Annotated in this window: 14 protein-coding genes; 7 read left to right on the forward strand and 7 right to left on the reverse strand. The window is 69.5% G+C overall.

Going from position 1 to position 16,748, the window contains the following annotated elements; all coding sequences use genetic code 11:
* Positions 1 to 109: 109 nt before the first annotated feature.
* The 6 genes from AC1DSZ_RS16610 to AC1DSZ_RS16635 all read right to left on the reverse strand — a co-directional run bounded on the left by AC1DSZ_RS16610 (position 110) and on the right by AC1DSZ_RS16635 (position 6,553).
* A complete protein-coding gene (locus AC1DSZ_RS16610) occupies positions 110 to 1,576 on the reverse strand; it encodes a M20 family metallopeptidase (protein WP_476839460.1) in 1,467 nt (488 codons plus the stop codon).
* Between the two features lie 92 nt (positions 1,577 to 1,668).
* Complete coding sequence (locus AC1DSZ_RS16615) at positions 1,669 to 3,096, reverse strand: dipeptidase (protein WP_476839461.1); 1,428 nt, start codon at positions 3,094 to 3,096, stop codon at positions 1,669 to 1,671.
* A complete protein-coding gene (locus AC1DSZ_RS16620; RefSeq protein WP_476839462.1) occupies positions 3,093 to 3,839 on the reverse strand; it encodes an SDR family NAD(P)-dependent oxidoreductase in 747 nt (248 codons plus the stop codon). The genes AC1DSZ_RS16615 and AC1DSZ_RS16620 overlap by 4 nt, the downstream gene beginning before the upstream one ends.
* A gap of 10 nt (positions 3,840 to 3,849) precedes the next feature.
* Positions 3,850 to 4,887 (reverse strand): ketopantoate reductase family protein, encoded by a 1,038-nt coding sequence (locus AC1DSZ_RS16625; RefSeq protein WP_476839463.1) that lies wholly within the window; start codon positions 4,885 to 4,887, stop codon positions 3,850 to 3,852.
* Positions 4,884 to 5,585, reverse strand: coding sequence for a creatininase family protein (locus AC1DSZ_RS16630; RefSeq protein WP_476839464.1), 702 nt, complete (start codon positions 5,583 to 5,585; stop codon positions 4,884 to 4,886). The genes AC1DSZ_RS16625 and AC1DSZ_RS16630 overlap by 4 nt, the downstream gene beginning before the upstream one ends.
* Positions 5,582 to 6,553 carry a GntR family transcriptional regulator gene (locus AC1DSZ_RS16635; RefSeq protein WP_476839465.1) on the reverse strand — a complete coding sequence of 324 codons (972 nt, stop codon included), beginning with the start codon at positions 6,551 to 6,553 and terminating at the stop codon, positions 5,582 to 5,584. The genes AC1DSZ_RS16630 and AC1DSZ_RS16635 overlap by 4 nt, the downstream gene beginning before the upstream one ends.
* A 214-nt stretch (positions 6,554 to 6,767) precedes the next feature.
* Here AC1DSZ_RS16635 and AC1DSZ_RS16640 point away from each other — a divergent pair, with 214 nt between their 5' ends.
* The 6 genes from AC1DSZ_RS16640 (at position 6,768) to AC1DSZ_RS16665 (ending at position 14,023) form a co-directional block, all read left to right on the forward strand.
* The gene (locus tag AC1DSZ_RS16640; protein WP_476839466.1) at positions 6,768 to 8,360 is read left to right on the forward strand and encodes an ABC transporter substrate-binding protein; all 1,593 of its coding nucleotides are present in this window, start codon (positions 6,768 to 6,770) and stop codon (positions 8,358 to 8,360) included.
* Positions 8,361 to 8,688: 328 nt separating this feature from the next.
* The gene (locus tag AC1DSZ_RS16645; RefSeq protein WP_476839467.1) at positions 8,689 to 9,627 is read left to right on the forward strand and encodes an ABC transporter permease; all 939 of its coding nucleotides are present in this window, start codon (positions 8,689 to 8,691) and stop codon (positions 9,625 to 9,627) included.
* Positions 9,624 to 10,451, forward strand: a complete 828-nt coding sequence (locus AC1DSZ_RS16650) for an ABC transporter permease (protein ID WP_476839468.1) — start codon at positions 9,624 to 9,626, stop codon at positions 10,449 to 10,451. The genes AC1DSZ_RS16645 and AC1DSZ_RS16650 overlap by 4 nt, the downstream gene beginning before the upstream one ends.
* The gene (locus AC1DSZ_RS16655; protein ID WP_476839469.1) at positions 10,451 to 11,461 is read left to right on the forward strand and encodes an ABC transporter ATP-binding protein; all 1,011 of its coding nucleotides are present in this window, start codon (positions 10,451 to 10,453) and stop codon (positions 11,459 to 11,461) included. The genes AC1DSZ_RS16650 and AC1DSZ_RS16655 overlap by 1 nt, the downstream gene beginning before the upstream one ends.
* Complete coding sequence (locus AC1DSZ_RS16660; RefSeq protein WP_476839470.1) at positions 11,458 to 12,492, forward strand: ABC transporter ATP-binding protein; 1,035 nt, start codon at positions 11,458 to 11,460, stop codon at positions 12,490 to 12,492. The genes AC1DSZ_RS16655 and AC1DSZ_RS16660 overlap by 4 nt, the downstream gene beginning before the upstream one ends.
* Before the next feature lie 22 nt (positions 12,493 to 12,514).
* Positions 12,515 to 14,023, forward strand: coding sequence for a carboxypeptidase M32 (locus AC1DSZ_RS16665; protein WP_476839471.1), 1,509 nt, complete (start codon positions 12,515 to 12,517; stop codon positions 14,021 to 14,023).
* 343 nt (positions 14,024 to 14,366) lie between these two features.
* Here the strand turns inward: AC1DSZ_RS16665 and AC1DSZ_RS16670 are convergent, their stop codons facing one another.
* On the reverse strand, positions 14,367 to 15,191 hold the full coding sequence (locus tag AC1DSZ_RS16670) for an alpha/beta fold hydrolase (RefSeq protein WP_476839472.1): 825 nt from the start codon (positions 15,189 to 15,191) through the stop codon (positions 14,367 to 14,369).
* 207 nt (positions 15,192 to 15,398) lie between these two features.
* Between AC1DSZ_RS16670 and AC1DSZ_RS16675 the strand changes: the two genes are divergently transcribed.
* On the forward strand, positions 15,399 to 16,658 hold the full coding sequence (locus tag AC1DSZ_RS16675; protein WP_476839473.1) for an extracellular solute-binding protein: 1,260 nt from the start codon (positions 15,399 to 15,401) through the stop codon (positions 16,656 to 16,658).
* The last annotated feature ends 90 nt before the right edge of the window (positions 16,659 to 16,748 follow it).

Here is a 16,748-nt window from a genome sequence, read left to right on the forward strand (position 1 = left end):
GGGAACCCGAAGAAAGAGAGGCGCGTCGACCACGTTCCAGGCGAACTCCCACGGTCGAAGACCGGCGCTGCGATGAGGCTTCTTCTCTGGGGCAAGACCCCGCCGCGGGTCAACCAGAACCATTGGTAGTAGGCGCATCACACGCCAAGGTTGCTTGCGCCCGGCGCTTGGCCAGCACGGCCGGGCCGGTCTCGCCCAGATCCCAAAACAATCCAGCCATGATCCGCAGCGCCTCCTCGGCGACCGAGCCGAGCAGGTGCTCGTCCGGCGCGTGCTGCGAACAGGCCGGGTAGGAGTGCGGAACCCAGATCGTCGGCAAACCAAGCGTTTCCGAGAAGGCGTCGTTGGGAATGGAGCCGCCCAGATTGGGCAGCAGCGCCGGCTTCTTGCCGCTGGTGCGCGCGAGAGACTGGAGCGCCCAACCCACCCAGGGGTCCTCCGGATCGAGCCGCGTTGCCGAGAACGTCTCCATCCTGCTGGCCGCGATCGTGACGGCGTCATAGCCGCTCGCATCGAAATGTCGCCGGATGGCGGCCAGCGCCTCCGTCGGGTCCGTGCCGACCACGAAACGCAGCTGCAGCGTCGCCTTGGCGAAGCCCGGCACCGCATTGGCGGGCGCGCTCGGGATGCCGGTCTCGTAAGCCAGCACCTCCAGCGCGTTCCAGCCGAAGACGCGCTCCTCCGGGGTGAGCCCGGGCTCGCCCCAGTCGCGGTCGATCGCCGGGTCGTTCGGCCCGCCGCCCACCGTCAGGTCCGCCAGCGCGGCGCGGACGGCCGGCGGGATCTCGCGCGGCCTGAGCGCGTCCAGCAGGATGCGCCCGTTGCGATCCACCAGCGACGCGATGGCGTTCGCCAGGATCGTGCCCGGATTGGCCAGCAGCCCGCCCCAGTTGCCCGAGTGATGCGCGCCGTCGCGCAGGTTCACGGTGAGGTCGAAATTCAGCGCGCCGCGCGACCCCAGGAAGATCGTCGGCCGCTCGGCGCTGAGCCTCGGCCCGTCGGAGGCGATCAGCACGTCCGCGGCGAGCGCCTGCCCGTGCGCGTCGGCGAGTTGGCGCAGGCCCGGCGAGCCGGTCTCCTCGCCCATCTCGATCAGCGCCTTGCAGTTGAAGCCCAGCGAACCGCCCCGCTCGGCCAGCACCAGCGCGAGCGCCGCGATGTTGATCGCGTGCTGGCCCTTGTTGTCCGCCGCCCCGCGCCCGTACCAGCGGTCGCCGTCCACCGTCACCGCCCAGGGGTCGCGGTTCTCGCGCCACCGCCCCTCGTGGCCGTTCACCACGTCGCCATGGCCATAGACCAGCACGGTCGGCAGGTCCGGCCCCTCATGCCGCTCGGCCAGCAGAAACGGCGGCCCGCCCGCCATGGGGTTGTCCACCACCGACGACATGAAGCCGAGCTTGGCCAGCGCCGGCGCAATCGCGTCCGTCAGGTAGCCCCGCAGCTCGGCGCCGCGCTCCCCCGACTGGCTCTCGGTGCGATGCGCCACGAGCCCCCGCAACTCGGCCAGAAACGCGCCCGACGCGAAATGCTCGGCCGCACGCCGGATGGCGCCGTCCCGGGAGGGTGTGGGTGTCATGGAAATTCTCCTGCCGGGCGCGTCCCTTCTCCCCCCGGGAGAAGGTGTCAGCGAAACTGACGGATGAGGGTCTGGCGGGCGATGAAAACGCGCTAGTCCCTCATCCGGTCCTTCGGACCACCTTCTCCCGACCGGGAGAAGGCGCCATTCCCCAACCGCCCCAGATACCTGGCCCAGGCGATCATTCCGGCTTCGTAGCTCGACAGGCGGAAGAACTCGTTGGGGGCGTGATAGTCCTCGTCCACGGTCGCGAACGAGAAGAACACCGTGTCGATGCCCAGCACGCGCTTGAAGATGTCGCCGATCGGGATCGTGGCGCCCATGCGGACGCGGACGGGGCGGCGGCCGAGGACGCCTTCGAGGACATCCTCGGAGAGCGCCAGGCCGGGGTGGTCGGCCGGGATCGCGTAGGCGGGGGCGCCGCCGGTTTCGCGCTTCACGGAGACGCGCACGCCGGGCGGGGCTGCGGCTTCGAGGTGGCGGGCGATGAGGTCGACGATGCGGGCCGGGTCCTGCCCGGGCACGAGCCGGCAGGTGATCTTGGCCGAAGCTTCCTGCGGGATCACGGTTTTCTTGCCCGCGCCCGTGTAGCCGCCATGCACGCCGTTGAACTCCAGCGTCGGGCGGATCCAGTTGCGCTGGAGCAGCGTGTAGCCCGCCTCCCCGGCCCCCTCGGGCGCGCCGACCTCCTTGAGATAGGCGGCTTCATCGAACGGGATCGCCGCGATGGCCGAGACCTCGGCGTCGCTCACCGGGTCGAGCCCGTCATAGAAGCCCGCGACCGCCACCGCGCCGCTGTCGTCATGCAGGCCGGCCATGAGCCGCGCCAACGCCTGGATGGGGTTGGCGACCGCGCCGCCGTGGCGGCCGGAATGAAGGTCCTTGCCGGGTCCGCGCACGGTGACTTCCAGCGCGCAGATGCCGCGGCTCGCCACCGTGACGCTGGGCAGGTCCGCCCGCCACTGCGCGCCGTCGGCCGAAAGGGTGAAGTCGGCTTTCAGCAGATCGCGATGCTCCGCCACGAAGGGCTCCAGATGAGCGCTCGAAACCTCCTCCTCGCCCTCGAACAGGAACACCATGTTGACCGGCAACCGACCATCCGCCTGCATGAAGGCTTCGGCGACCGCGATCGGGATCAGCATCGGGCCCTTGTCGTCGGAGGCGCCGCGCGCATAGAGCCGGCCGTCGCGGATCTCGGCCGCGAAGGGCGGCGAGCGCCAGGCCTCGGCCGGGTCCGGCGGCTGCACGTCGTAATGGCCATAGACCAGCACGGTCGGCGCGCCCGGCGCGCCGCGCCATGACGCCGTCACCACCGGGTGGCCCCCGGTGGGGTGGATCGCCACCTCCCCCATCCCGGCCTCGCGCAGGCGCTGCGCCACGAAGGCGGCCGCATCCGCGACGCCCTGCCGGTAGGCCGGGTCTGTGGAGACGCTCGGAATGGCGACGAAGCGCTTGAGGATCTCGATGTGGCGCGGCTGGTCGGCCTTCAGCTTCGCCTCGATGGCGGCGGTGTCGCTCATTTGCCGCCGTCCACCGGAAGCGTCTGGCCGGTGATCCAGGACGCTTGTTCGCTGGCCAGGAACAGCACCGCGTTGGAGATGTCCTCGACCTTGCCGAGGCGGCGGGTGGCGATGCGGCCCAGCATGGCTTTCTGCCCCTCGGCGCCGTAGCTCGCCCACTGCTTCTCGCTGCTCGGGTTGGAGCGCACGAAGCCGGGCGCGACGCTGTTCACCGTGACGCCGAACTGGCCGAGTTCATGCGCGAGCTGGCGCGTGAGCCCGATCTCGCCCGCCTTGGCGGACGCATAGGCCTGGATGCCCGTGAGGCTGACGCCGAGCCCGGCGCCGGACGAGATGAACACCATGCGGCCATAGCCCTTCGCCTTCATGGCCGGGGCGGTCGCCTGCGCGAGCAGGAAGGCGGCCTTCATGTTGATGTTGACGATGGCGTCCCAGTCCGCCTCCTCGATCTCCTCCAGCGGCCGGCCGACCTGCCCGCAGACGCCGCCGGCGCTGTGCACCAGGATGTCGAATGGGCCGTGCTGCGCGCTCAGCGCCTGGATGTCGGCCTTGCGGCTCAAATCCGCGACCGCGGTGGCGATCCGCCCGGACGCATGCGAGGCGACGGGGGCGAGCTCGGCGGCCAGGATGTCGGCCGCGACTACAGTGGCGCCAGCCTCCGCCAGGGCTTCCGCGATGGCGCGCCCGATGCCGTGGGCCGCGCCGGTGACGAGCGCCCGGCGCCCTTCGAACAGGATCTGCATGGGGGTTCTCTCAGGCTTTGGGGGGCAATGCGGCTTCGAGCTCGGCAAGGTTCTCCCAGGCAAGCGGGCGCTTCCCGTCCTCGATCTCGTGGATCATCGCGATGACGCCCTGCGTGGCGGGGGTCGGCACGCCGACCTCGGCGCCGAAGCTCACGATGGGGCCGAGCTGGGCGTCCGCCTCGGTCTTGCGCTTGCGCACCGCAAGGTCGCGCCAGATGCCCGAATGCGTTTTCGCCGACTTGGCGTTGTGCGCCACCATGGCGTCGAACGAGGCGTCCGCCGCCGCATCCGGCGCGCCCGGCGCGAAGGCCTCGGGCGTGTAGCCGTTGAAGCCGAGCGCGTTGACGCCGAGCTTCATCGCGACCTCCGTCGCCTCCCCGGCCACGCGCCGGAAGAGTTCGCGCGGCTCGCGTGCGTCCAGCGCCTCGCAGATGGACGCGTTTGTGAGCGCTGTGCCGAACAGCAGCGCGCCATAGCCGAGCTTGCCCCAGAGGTAGCCCATGATGTTGTCGGTGATCACGGCGTTGGGCTCGAACAGCAGCATGGTCTCGTGCAGCGCCTTGGCGCGCGGCGTGAGGGCGCCGTCGATCTCGCCGATCACCACGGCGCCGCGGCCGCTGTATTGCACGAGGCCCGGCGCCATGTAGTCGGCGCCGAAATTCACGAAAGCCCCGACCGTGTTCTCGCGCCCGACCACGTCCGCGATCTCGAGTTCGTTGAGCCCGTTCTGGAAGGAGGCGACATAGCCGCCCGGCGCCAGATGCGGCTTCAGCTGCTCGGCCGCGCCGCGCGTGTGGTGCGCCTTCACGCACAGGAGGATGCAGCCGAACTGGCCCTGCACGGCGTCCGGCGTGAAGGCCTTGGCCTGCACGGTGAACTGCTCGATCGGCCCCTCGATCTCAAGCCCACGGCTGTTGATGGCCTCCACATGGGCGGCGTCGATATCGACGAAGACCACCGGCAGGCCGGCGCGGATGAGATAGGCCCCGACCACGCCGCCGATCGCGCCGGCGCCCCAGATCAGGATGGATCCCTGGACGCCGCTCACGCTCCGAGCCCTTCGATCAGCGCGCGCGTTTCCGCGACCGCGATGTCCCAGATGGCCTGCATGTCCGCGTCCGAGCGGTGGTAGAGGCCGCCGAAATTTCCGTCGCCCAGGATCTCGCGCACGCCGGCCGGGTTCTTGGTGCGCATGCGGTCGAGATCCGCCATGGGCTTCTGCTCCTCCGGGCCGCGGATGTTGGCGAGCCGCGTCCAGGGGAAGTTCTCCATCCAGGACGCATGCGAGGCGACCGTGTCGGTCTCCTGCACCTTGGCGAAGGTCTTCGGCGCGTTCCACCAATTGTGGAAGCAGACGGAGACATCCGGGTTGTCGCCCATCCATTCGACGCTGACGGTCTGGGCCGGCGAGTTGCCGCCATGGCCGTTGCACAGAAGGATGCGTTTGAATCCCGCGATCTTCAGCGAATCCAGGATGTCGCGGATCACCGCCGCGTAGGTGGTCGCCCGCAGCGACACGGTGCCCGGATAGGCCATGAAATAGGGCGTGATGCCGTAGGCCTGCACGGGAAACACCGGCACGCCCAGCGGCTCGGCGGCCTCCAGGGCGACGCGCTCGGACAGGATCGAGTCCACCGACAGGCTCAGATAGGCGTGCTGCTCGGTGGAGCCGAGCGGCACCACGGCGCGGTCGTCGCCCTTGAGGTAGTCCTCGACCTGCATCCAGTTCATGTCGCTGATCCTCATGGGACAGCCTCCTTGAGCATCGGGCGCACCGGGGCGCCGTTTCGTAGGGTTTCGATGAGCGGCAGCAGGGAGCCCTGCACCGCGTGGGGATCGGGCGTGTGGCGATACTCGATCGCGTTGGCGGAGCCTTCCGGCGGCGCGCCGGCGGCCGTGAGCGCGGCCTCCGCGCCGGTGGCGTACACCACCACGTCGACGCGCTGCAGGAAGGCCGGCAGCTCGGCGTCGTCCGCCACGATGGCGTCCACCGCGCGCACATGCGGGGCGAAGCGCAGCACGCCGGGCTTCATCAGCGCCAGGAACTCGGGGAACACGGAGACCAGCCCGACATGCGCCAGCGGATCCAGCGCGGCGAGCCGGGCGCGGGTCGCCTCCGCGGGGAGGAAGCTGACGCTCGCCACCGGGGCGACGCCGGCCGCGATCTGCTCGGCCTCGCTCTTGCGGTTGGCCAACGTGACGATGAGGTCCGGCGGCGCGCCGGGCCAGCCCTTGGCCGCGAGTTCCTCGAAGGTGAGCGGCGCGATGCTGTCGCCAGGCTTCAGCTGCCGGGCGATCTCCCCCGCATAGGCCTTTGTGGCCTCGGGGAAAACGCCCAGCATCACCAGCCGCATCGGCCGGCCGTCGCGGACGCGGCCGCGCGTGATCGCGGCGGTGAGCAGCGAGGCGACCTGCGCGGTGGAGAGCCCGGCCGCCTCGGCGGCGGCCAGCGCGGCGTCGAGATGCGCCTGCACTCGGGCCAGCGCCTCCGGGCTCTCGGCCCGGGCGTCGTCCGCCACATAGGTGCCGGCGCCGGGACGCGTCGCGATGAGCCCGCTCGCCTGCAGCTCGCGATACACCGCCACGGCCGTCATGGGGGCGATGCCGCCCGCCTCGGCGAGCTCGCGCACGGAGGGCAAGCGCGTGCCGGGCGGCAGCTCCCCGCAGGTGATGCCGTATTCAATCAGCCCCTTGAGTTGCACGCTGAGCGGCACCGGAAGCGTCCGGTCCAGCGCGGCGGCAAGGTTGCTGAGAAGAGAGGCGCCTGGCATCTGTTCTAGGCAGTTAGCACAAAGGACGGGCGCGTCATCGGAATCTGCAACTCCAGAGCCTCTTTCCGAGACGTTCCTGTTGACGTCCGATTGTCGACCCTTCTAGCATCCTAGGACAGAACACCAGACGGCGTGAAGCCGCTGAGGGGAGAAAAAGATGAGAAGGACGTTTCTGAAGGCGAGCGCCGCCGCGCTCGCGCTCGCCGCCGGCCTGATCCACCTGCCCTCCGCCGCCGATGCGGCGACGCGTGGCGGCAAGATGATCTACGCCCGCTACGCCGACAGCCTGTTCCTCGACCCGGTGCTGAACGACGCCAACGTGGACATCTGGGTTCTGACGAACCTCTATGACACGCTGCTCGCCCCCACGGCCGACGGCGTCGGCGTGCAGCCGGGCCTCGCCACCAAATGGGACATGGCGGCCGACGGCAAGTCGCTCGCCGTGACGCTGCGCCCGGGCGTGAAGTTCGCGGACGGCTCGGCGCTTACCGCCGAGGACGTGAAGTGGTCGCTGGACCGCGCCCGCGATCCCAAGGCCGGCGCGTGGTCGTCCTCGCTCGCCTCAATCGAGTCGATCGCGGTAACGTCCCCCGAGGTCGTGACGCTGACGCTGAAGCATCCCGACCCGACGCTGATCCCGGCGCTCGCGACCTTCAACGCCGCCATCCTGCCGCAAAAGCTGTTCGAGGCCTCGGCCGGCGCCACGCCGGAGGAGAAGGCCAAGGCCTTCGCCGAGAAGCCGATCGGCACCGGCCCGTTCATCATGACGGCCTGGAAGCGCGGCGTCTCGATGACGCTGAAGCGCAACCCCTATTACTGGAAGCAGGGCGAGGACGGGAAGGCGCTGCCTTACCTCGACGAGCTCGAGTTCCAGATCATCCCGGACGACGCCACGCGCCTCCTGAAGCTCAAGGCCGGCGAGATCGACGGCACCGAGTTCATCCCGTATTCGCGGGTGAAGGAGCTGCAGGGCGACGCGAACCTGCGCATGGAGCTCTGGCCCGCCACGCGCGTGCGCTACCTCACCTTCTACAGCGGCCCGACCATGAAGGACGGCAAGCCGAACCCCTTCAGCAACCCGAAGGTCCGGCAGGCGCTGAACTACGCCGTCAACAAGGACGCGATCATCCAGATCACCACGCTCGGCCTCGGCAAGCCGATGCGCTCCTACATGTCGTCCACGACGCCGCTCTTCTATGGCCAGGACCTGTACAAATACGATCTCGCCAAGGCCAAGGCGCTGCTCGCCGAGGCCGGCTTCGCCAACGGCTTCGAGACCTCCATCTACTCGCTCTCCGGCAATGGCGACGACGCCAACGACCTCGCGGCCGTGCAGCAGATGTGGGGCCAGGTCGGCGTGAAGCTGCGCATCGACCAGGTCGACAACGCCACCCGCACGGCCCGCTACCGCGAGGAGAACTTCGCCATGCGGACGTCGGCGTGGACCAACGACATCTCCGACCCGAGCCAGATCACGTCGTATTTCGCCTATTGGCCGAACATCCACTCCCTCCATTCCAACTGGCAGGACAAGCGGGTGGACGAGCTCTTCGAGAAGAGCCAGCAGGAGATCGACCCCAAGGAACGCGCCGAGCAGTACAAGGAAATCCAGCAGCGCTACACGGAGGCCGCCCCCATCCTGTTCCTGTACGAGACGCCCTACCCGGTCGCCTTCCGCAAGAACGCCAAGGGCTTCGTGCAGATCCCGCTGGGCAACAACCTGTTCGAGGCGGCCTACAAGGACAAGTGAGGCTGGCTTTTCTTGTAGTGACGCGGGGTCGTCGTACCCCACCCCGTCATTGCGAGCGCAGCGAAGCAATCCAGAGGCCGGGCCTGGAGCGCAGCGCCCAGCCTCAGACTGGATTGCTTCGCCTCCGGCTCGCAATGACGGCGAGGCGCTCCACGGTGGCTACACCCTCCCGTCATTGCGAGCGGAGCGAAGCAATCCAGAGGCCGGGCTTGGAGCGCAGCGCCCAGCCTCTAGACTGGATTGCTTCGCCTTCGGCTCGCAATGACGGCGAGGCGCTCTGGCTTTCCGCCCGCCCAGGGCTCCCACCCCTCCCCGACAAAGGACACGCATGAGCAAGGCCGGACTGATCGCCGCGCGGTTGCTGCAGATCCTGCCGACCTTTCTGCTGATTGGCGTGGTGGTGTTCGTGCTGGCGCGGCTGCTGCCGGGCGACCCCGTGAGCGCCGCGCTGGGCGATCGCGCCACCGACGAGGCCGTGAACCGGCTGCGCGAGCAGATGGGGCTCGACCGCTCCATCCTGGAGCAGTTCCTCCTCTTTCTGCGCAGCGCCCTGCAGGGCGATTTCGGCCAGTCCATCGCGTTCCGCACGCCAGTCACGACCGTGATCGCCGAACGCCTGCCCGTGACGCTGGTGCTGACAGGTCTCGCCACCCTGATCGCGCTGGCGCTCGCCGTGCCGCTCGCCTTCGTGGCGGCCGTGAACGCCAATCGCTGGCCGGATTTCCTGATTCGCGGCGTGTTCCAGGTCGGGCTGTCGTCGCCGGTGTTCTATGTCGGGCTGATCCTCCTAACCGTGTTTGCCGCCTGGTTCCGCTGGTTTCCGGTAGGCGGCTATGGCGAGGGCTTCGCCGACATCCTGTGGCACCTGCTGCTGCCCTCCACCACGCTGGCGCTGAGCTTCTCGGCCGTGATCATGCGCAACCTGCGCGCCTCCATCCTCGAGGTGCTGAACGCCGAATTCGTCGACTTCGCCCGCGCCAAGGGGCTGTCCCGCCGGGTGGTGATGATCCGCCACGTGCTGCGCAACGCGCTGATCTCCACCGTCACGCTGGTCGGCCTCCATGCCGGCTCGCTGCTGGGCGGCGCGGTGATCACCGAGAGCGTCTTCGCGGTGCCGGGCGTCGGCCGGCTCATGGTCGACAGCATCTTCGCCCGCGACTACCCGATGATCCAGGCGCTGACGCTCATCCTCGCGGTCGTGGTGTCGCTGGCCTTCCTCGTCACCGACCTGATCCAGATGGCGCTCGACCCGCGGGTGGCCCGATGACGGCCCTCGCGCTCACTTTCCGCCGCGCCCCGGCTTCGCTAATCGCTGGCGCGGCCGTGCTGCTCGTGGTGCTGCTGTGCGCCGTCGCGCCCGGCCTGATCGCCCCCTACGACCCGCTGGCCTTCGACTACGGCGCGCTGCTGCAGCCGCCCTCGGCCGCGCATCCCTTCGGCACCGACCAGTTCGGCCGCGACATTCTCTCGCGCACCATCGCGGCCTCCACCATCGACCTCCAGATTGCGATCTTCGCCACCGTCGGCACGCTCGTCATCGGCACGATTATCGGCCTGCTGGTCGGCTACTACGGCGGGATCGCGGATGCGATCTTCGGGCGGCTGGTGGACCTCGTCGTCACCTTCCCGTTTCTGGTGCTGGTGATCGCCATCGTGGCGGTGCTCGGGCCCGGGCTCTCCAACATGTATATCGCTATCGGGGTGGTCGGCTGGGTGTTCTACGCCCGGCTGATGCGAGGCGAGGTGCAGGTGCTGCGGGGCCAGGACTACGTGTCGGCCGCCAAGGTGCTGGGCTATGGCGAGGCGCGCATTCTCCTGCGCCACATCCTCCCCAACGCGGCGCGGCCGATCCTGGTCTACTGGATGACCGACATGGCGCTCGCCATCCTGCTTGGCTCCAGCCTCGGCTATCTCGGCCTCGGCGCACAGCCGCCGGCGGCCGAATGGGGCGTCTTGATCGCGGACGGCAAGAACTTCTTCTCGCAGGCCTGGTGGATCACGGTGTTTCCGGGCTTCGCCATCGTGTTCTGCGGCATCGGCTTCAGCCTGTTCGGCGATGGCCTCGCCGACCTCATGGATGTGAGGCGCTGATGGCCGCCCCCGCTCCCGCGCCCTCCTCCGCCCTGCTGGACGTTCGCGACCTCCATGTCCGCTTCGCCACCAAGCGCGGCCAGATCCGCGCCGTGGACGGCGTCAATCTCTCGGTCGCGCCTGGCGAGACGCTGGGGCTCGTCGGCGAATCCGGCTCCGGCAAGAGCGTGACGCTGCGCGCCATCCTGCGGCTGCTGCGCTCCAACGCCACCATCACCGGAGAGGTGCGCTGGCAGGGCGAGAACCTGCTCGCTCTTCCCGAGAAGCGCCTGCGCGACATCCGCGGCAAGGACATCGCGGTGATTTTCCAGGAGCCCATGTCGGCCCTGAACCCGGTGATTTCCATCGGCCGCCAGATCGACGAGAGCCTCGTCGCCCACACGACGCTGGACGCCGCCGGGCGCCGGCGCCGCGCTGTCGAGCTGCTCGATCTCGTCGGCATCGCGTCGCCCGAGCAGCGGCTCGCCGGCTTCCCGCACGAGTTCTCGGGCGGCATGCGCCAGCGCGCCATGATCGCCATCGCGCTCGCGGCCGAGCCGAAGCTACTGCTGGCCGACGAGCCCACCACGGCGCTGGACGTCACCATCCAGGACCAGATCCTCAAGCTGCTGCTGCGGCTCAACCGCGAGCTCGGCATGGGGCTGATCCTGGTGACGCACGACCTCGGCGTCGTCGCCGAAACCTGCGACCGCGTCAGCGTCATGTATGCCGGGCGCGTGGTGGAGAGCGGCCCGGTGGACCAGGTTTTCACCGCGCCGCGCCATGCCTATACGGATGCGCTGCTGCGCAGCATGCCGCATGGCGGCGCGGCGCGCGCGCCCTTGCGGCCCATCCCCGGCCAGCCGCCCCGGCTCGACCGCGCCATCGCGGGTTGCCCCTTCGCGCCGCGCTGCGCCTATGTGGAGGACCGCTGCACCGTGGAGGCGCCGCCCTTCGCGCCCGTCGCGCCGGACCAGCGCGCCGCCTGCTGGGCGAGCGACCGCCTTGCCGCGCGGGAGGGCGTCGCGTGAGCGAAACCATCCTGACACCCGCGCCGATGGCCGGCGCCCCCATCATGACCGTGGACGGGCTGGTGAAGACCTTCCCGCTCGGCCGCGGCCTCGCCGACATCCTCGCCCGCCGCCCGGTGCGGGCCGTCCAGGCGCTGAGCGGCGTGTCGCTCACGGTGCGCAAGGGCGAGACCCTGGGCGTGGTGGGTGAATCCGGCTGCGGCAAGTCCACCCTGGCGCGCTGCCTCGTGCGGCTGCACGAGCCGGACGCCGGCGCGGTGCGGTTCGAGGGCGCAAACGTGCTCGAACTCTCGGGCGACGCGCGCCGGGCCTATAACCGCAGCGTCCAGATGGTGTTCCAGGACCCCTACGGTTCGTTGAACCCGCGCCTGTCGGTGGGCGACGCGCTGGCCGAGGCGCTGACCGTGCACCGCATCGTCGAAGGCGGCGCGGTGCGCGACCGGGTCGGCGAGTTGTTGGATCTCGTCCACCTCCCCCGCGACGCCGCCGACCGATACCCGCATGAATTCTCGGGCGGCCAGCGCCAGCGCATCGGCATCGCGCGGGCGCTCGCGGTGGAGCCCTCCGTGATCATCGCGGACGAGCCCGTCTCGGCGCTGGACGTGTCCGTGCAGGCGCAGGTCGTGAACCTGTTTCTGGAGCTGCAGGAGCGGCTCGGCCTCACGCTCATATTCATAACGCACGACCTGCGGCTGGTGCGGCACATCTCGCACCGCATCGCCGTTATGTATCTCGGCAAGGTGGTGGAGACCGGCGACACCGAGGCGGTGTTCACCGCGCCGCGTCACCCCTACACGCGCGCGCTGATCGCCGCGGTGCCGCAGGTGGACCCGCATGCGCGCTCGGCCCGCGAGGCGGTGCGCGGCGAGCTGCCGAGCCCCATCGCGCCGCCGCCCGGCTGCCCCTTCCACCCGCGCTGCCCCATTGCGGAGCCGCAATGCCGGACCGTCGTTCCCGCGCTCGTTCCGCGCGGCGGGCCATGGCCGGTCGCCTGTCACCTCGCCGGCCCGGCCGACGCGCCCGCAGCCTGATCGCCAGCAAGAAAGCCCCCTCATGAGCCTCTCCGCCCTGCGCCAGCGGATCGCGACCGTGTCCGACCTGCTTTGCACCCTGAACCTCATCGTCTGGGACAGCCGCACCATGATGCCGCCCGGCGGCGCCACCGCGCGCGGCCATCAGATCGCGACGCTCACCCGCATGGCGCGCGACACGCTGGCGGCCGACGCGACGGTGGACCTCCTCGCCCGCGCCGAGGACGAGGCCGCCGGCCTGCCGGCTGGCGACCTCGCGCATGAGGAGCTGCGCCAGATCCGCCGCGCCGCCGAGCTGCACCGGCGCGTGCCCGCCGCCTTGATCGAGCGCCGCGCCGCCGTGCGGGCCGCCGCCAACGCGGCCTGGATCGAGGCCCGCGCCAAAAGCGACTTCAGCCTGTTCGCGCCGCTGCTGGAGGAGACGGTCGCCAACACCCGCGCCTATGCGGACGCGATCGGCTGGGAGGCGCACCCCTATGACGCGATGATCGGCCTCTACGAGCCCGGCGAAACGCTGGCGAGCCTGCAGCGGCTCTTTGGCGCGCTGCGCGACGGCTTCCGGCCCATCCTGGACGCCGCCTTGGCGCGCCCGCAGGCGCCGGCGGCCTTCGTGCCCGGCGCGTATCCGGCGGAACGGCAATGGGAGGCAGCCAAGGTCTTCTCGGCGCGCTTCGGCTTCGATTTCAAGCGTGGGCGACTGGACACGACCGTCCACCCCTTCGAGATCTCGTTCACGCGCGATGATGTCCGCATCACAACCCGCTACAACCCCGTCGACCTGCGCCCTGCCCTGTTCGGCGCCTTTCACGAGACCGGCCACGGCCTCTACGAGCAGAACGTCGACCCGGCCTTCACCCGCACGGTCTTCGCGAGCGATCTCGTCGGGCTCTACGCGGTGGGCGGGACGAGCTTCGGCGCGCATGAATCGCAGTCGCGGCTGTGGGAGAACCATGTCGGCCGCAGCCGCCGCTTCTGGGAGCTGAACTTCGCCGAGCTGCAGGGCTTCTTCCCGGACGCGCTGGCGGGCGTGACGCCCGAAGCCTTCTACGCCGGCGTCACTGGCGTGCGCCCCAGCCTGATCCGCGTGGAGGCCGACGAGCTCACCTACGACCTCCACATCATGCTGCGCGTGGAGCTCGAGGCCGCGCTGATGGATGGCAGCCTCAAGGTCGCCGACCTCCCCGCCGCCTGGGCGGACGCGATGCAGCGCCATCTCGGCTTGACGCCGCCCGGCGACCGCGAGGGCGTGCTGCAGGACATCCACTGGTCCTCAGGCATGATCGGCTCGTTCTGCACCTACACGGTGGGCAACGTCATGGCGGCGCAGCTCTACGCAGCCGCCAAGGCCGACCCCGTCGTGGCGGCCGGCGTCGCGGCGGGCGATTACGCCCCCCTCGCCGACTGGCTGCGGGCTCATTGCTGGACGCACGGGCGGAGCAAGACGCGCGACGCCATTTTGCAGGACGCGTGCGGGAGCGGCCTGGACGCGGGCGCCTACCTCGCGCATCTGCGCGAGAGGTATGTCGGCTGATGAAGTCCTGCCGTCATTGCGAGGAGCGCAGCGACGAAGCAATCCAGAAGCCGGGCGAAGGCTCGGGGCCCACTGGCCCGGCATCAGCTGGATTGCTTCGCTGTCGCTCGCAATGACGAGAGGGCAGCCCGGGCGTTCGAACGAACGTTTCCAGTGTAGCGTCACCTCTCAGCCGTCATCCCCGGCGACCTGCGAAGCAGGTCGGGAAGGGGATCCAGAGCAAAGGCGCTCACCCCTGGGTCCTCTTCCCGGCGCTATGCGCCGCCGGGGATGACGGAGAGAGTCGAGGCTGCTGGCCTGAGGCGAAAAAGCCGCCGCGCCCACGAGACGCGGCGGCGATGCCTCAGCCCTTGATGAAGGCCAGCAGGTCGGCGTTGATCACGTCGGCATGCGTGGTCGCCATGCCGTGCGGGAAGCCCGGATAGGTCTTCAGCACGCCGTTCTTCAGGAGCTTGATCGCCAGCCGGGCCGAGTCGTCGATCGGCACGATCTGGTCGTCCTCGCCATGCATCACCAGGGTGGGGACCTCGATGGCCTTAAGGTCCTCGGTGAAATCGGTTTCCGAGAACACCTTGATGCACTCGTAGTGGTCCAGCGCCGAGCCCATCATGCCCTGGCGCCACCAGTTGTCGATGGTTCCCTGCGAGACCTTCGCGCCCGGGCGGTTGAAGCCGAAGAACGGTCCTGCCGGCACGTCGACATAGAACTGCGCGCGGTTCGCCGCGAGCGCCTGGCGGAAGCCGTCGAACACCTCCATCGGCAGGCCGCCCGGGTTGGCGTCGGTCTTCAGCATGATCGGCGGCACGGCGCCCAGCAGCGCCGCCTTGGCGACCCGCCCCTTGCCGTGCTTGGCGACATAGCGCGCCACCTCGCCGCCGCCGGTGGAATGGCCCACATGCACGGCGTCCCGCAGGTCGAGATGCGCCGCCAGCGCGGCGACGTCGGCCGCGTAGGTGTCCATGTCGTTGCCCTTGCCGGGCTGGCTGGAGCGGCCATGCCCGCGCCGGTCATGCGCGATGACGCGGAAGCCATGCCGGGCGAAGAACAGCATCTGGGCGTCCCAGTCGTCCGCCGACAGCGGCCAGCCATGGTGAAACACGATCGGCTGCCCGTGGCCCCAATCCTTGTAGAAAATGTCGACGCCGTCGGGGGTCTTGATGAATGCCATGGTGATGTCTCCTTGGGGGTGGGAGGAGGATTGCGGCCTGCACGCACGCGTAAGCGCGGGGTGTGACGGGCGCGTGTCTATAATCAAGGTTGCGCGCCCGGCCGTCGAGCCCGAGAAAAAGGCGCCACTCTTTTGAGTTGCGTACCTCAGAAACTGAGTTAAGTTCGTCCCACAGGTGGGGTAACGCCACCACGAGGGAGGAACCGGATGAGCATTCTGAAGCGCGCTGCGCTGGCCGCGGCGGCACTCGCGATGACGGCCGGCATGGCCGCCGCGCAAACCACCGTGAAGTGGCTCCACATCGAGGTGAACCCCAACCAGGTGAAGATCTGGGAGGAGGTCGCGCGCGACTTCGAGGCCAAGAATCCCGGCGTCAAGATCGAGATGCAGTTCCTCGAGAACGAGGCCTACAAGGCCAAGCTGCCGACCATCCTGCAGTCCAAGGACCGCCCGCACATCATCTACAGCTGGGCCGGCGGCGTGCTGAAGTCGCAGGTCGAGGCCGGCGTGCTGGAAGACCTCACCCCGGCGATGCAGGGCTACAAGGACAACCTCGCCCCGGCGGCGGTCGCGGCCTTCACGGTGGATGGCAAGATCTACGGCGTGCCGCATGCGCAGTCGCAGGTCGGCTTCATGGTCAACAAGGAGTTGATGGCTAAGGGCGGCGTCGACCCGGCCTCGGTCAAGACCTGGGACGACCTGCTGGGCGCCGTGAAGAAGCTCAAGGCCGCGGGCGTCACCCCGATCGTGGCGGGCGGCGCGGACAAGTGGCCGCTGCATTTCTACTGGACCAACCTCGCCGTCCGCCTCGGCGGCAAGCCGGCCTTCCAGGCCGCGCTGAAGGGCGAGAACGGCGGCTTCGCCGGGCCGGTGTTCCTGAAGTCGGGCGAGCTCTTCAAGCAGCTCGTCGACCTGCAGCCCTTCCAGAACGGCTTCCTGGGCTTCAAGAACCCGCAGGCGGTCGGCGCCTTCGGCGACGGCAAGGCCGCGATGATCCTGGCGATCAGCTCGTTCTACCACACGCAAAAGGCGCTCGCGGCCGACAAGAAGGGCATCGCGGACGACAATATCGGCTGGTTCGACTTCCCCGTAGTGCCGGGCGGCCAGGGCGACCCCTCCGATACGCTCGGCGGCATCAACGGCTGGCTCGTCACCAAGGGCGCGCCCAAGGAGGCGTCCGCCTTCCTGAAGCACTTCGTCTCGCTCGACGTGCAGAAGCGCCTCGCGGCCGGCAACTTCCTGATCCCGACTTACAAGGGCGCCGAGGAAGGGCTCGCCAGCCCGTTCATGCGCCAGATCGCCGCGAACCTGGCCAAGTCGAAGTACCACCAGAACTTCTATGACCAGGACCTCGGGCCCAACGTGGGACGCGTCGTGAACGACGCCACCACCGAAATGGCCGGCGGCTCCATGGACGCCAAGCAGGTCGCGCAGGCGATCCAGGACGCCGTGAAGCAGGGCAATTGAGCGCGTCGTGGGAGGCGCTGCCTCCCGAGGAGGCGGCGACCCCGCCAACACGGGCGACCCCTCCCCGGGAGGCTCCGCCTCCTCGCCTCC

The organism is Alsobacter sp. P4_H11 (assembly GCF_056400925.1).

Bases quoted from the DNA above. Each gene is read 5' to 3' on its own strand.
- AC1DSZ_RS16615 (WP_476839461.1), bottom strand. From the start codon at position 3,096: ATGAGCGACACCGCCGCCATCGAGGCGAAGCTGAAGGCCGACCAGCCG.
- AC1DSZ_RS16630 (WP_476839464.1), bottom strand. From the start codon at position 5,585: ATGAGGATCAGCGACATGAACTGGATGCAGGTCGAGGACTACCTCAAG.
- AC1DSZ_RS16620 (WP_476839462.1), bottom strand. From the start codon at position 3,839: ATGCAGATCCTGTTCGAAGGGCGCCGGGCGCTCGTCACCGGCGCGGCC.
- AC1DSZ_RS16640 (WP_476839466.1), top strand. From the start codon at position 6,768: ATGAGAAGGACGTTTCTGAAGGCGAGCGCCGCCGCGCTCGCGCTCGCC.
- AC1DSZ_RS16665 (WP_476839471.1), top strand. From the start codon at position 12,515: ATGAGCCTCTCCGCCCTGCGCCAGCGGATCGCGACCGTGTCCGACCTG.
- AC1DSZ_RS16610 (WP_476839460.1), bottom strand. From the start codon at position 1,576: ATGACACCCACACCCTCCCGGGACGGCGCCATCCGGCGTGCGGCCGAG.
- AC1DSZ_RS16675 (WP_476839473.1), top strand. From the start codon at position 15,399: ATGAGCATTCTGAAGCGCGCTGCGCTGGCCGCGGCGGCACTCGCGATG.
- AC1DSZ_RS16655 (WP_476839469.1), top strand. From the start codon at position 10,451: ATGGCCGCCCCCGCTCCCGCGCCCTCCTCCGCCCTGCTGGACGTTCGC.
- AC1DSZ_RS16645 (WP_476839467.1), top strand. From the start codon at position 8,689: ATGAGCAAGGCCGGACTGATCGCCGCGCGGTTGCTGCAGATCCTGCCG.
- AC1DSZ_RS16650 (WP_476839468.1), top strand. From the start codon at position 9,624: ATGACGGCCCTCGCGCTCACTTTCCGCCGCGCCCCGGCTTCGCTAATC.
- AC1DSZ_RS16670 (WP_476839472.1), bottom strand. From the start codon at position 15,191: ATGGCATTCATCAAGACCCCCGACGGCGTCGACATTTTCTACAAGGAT.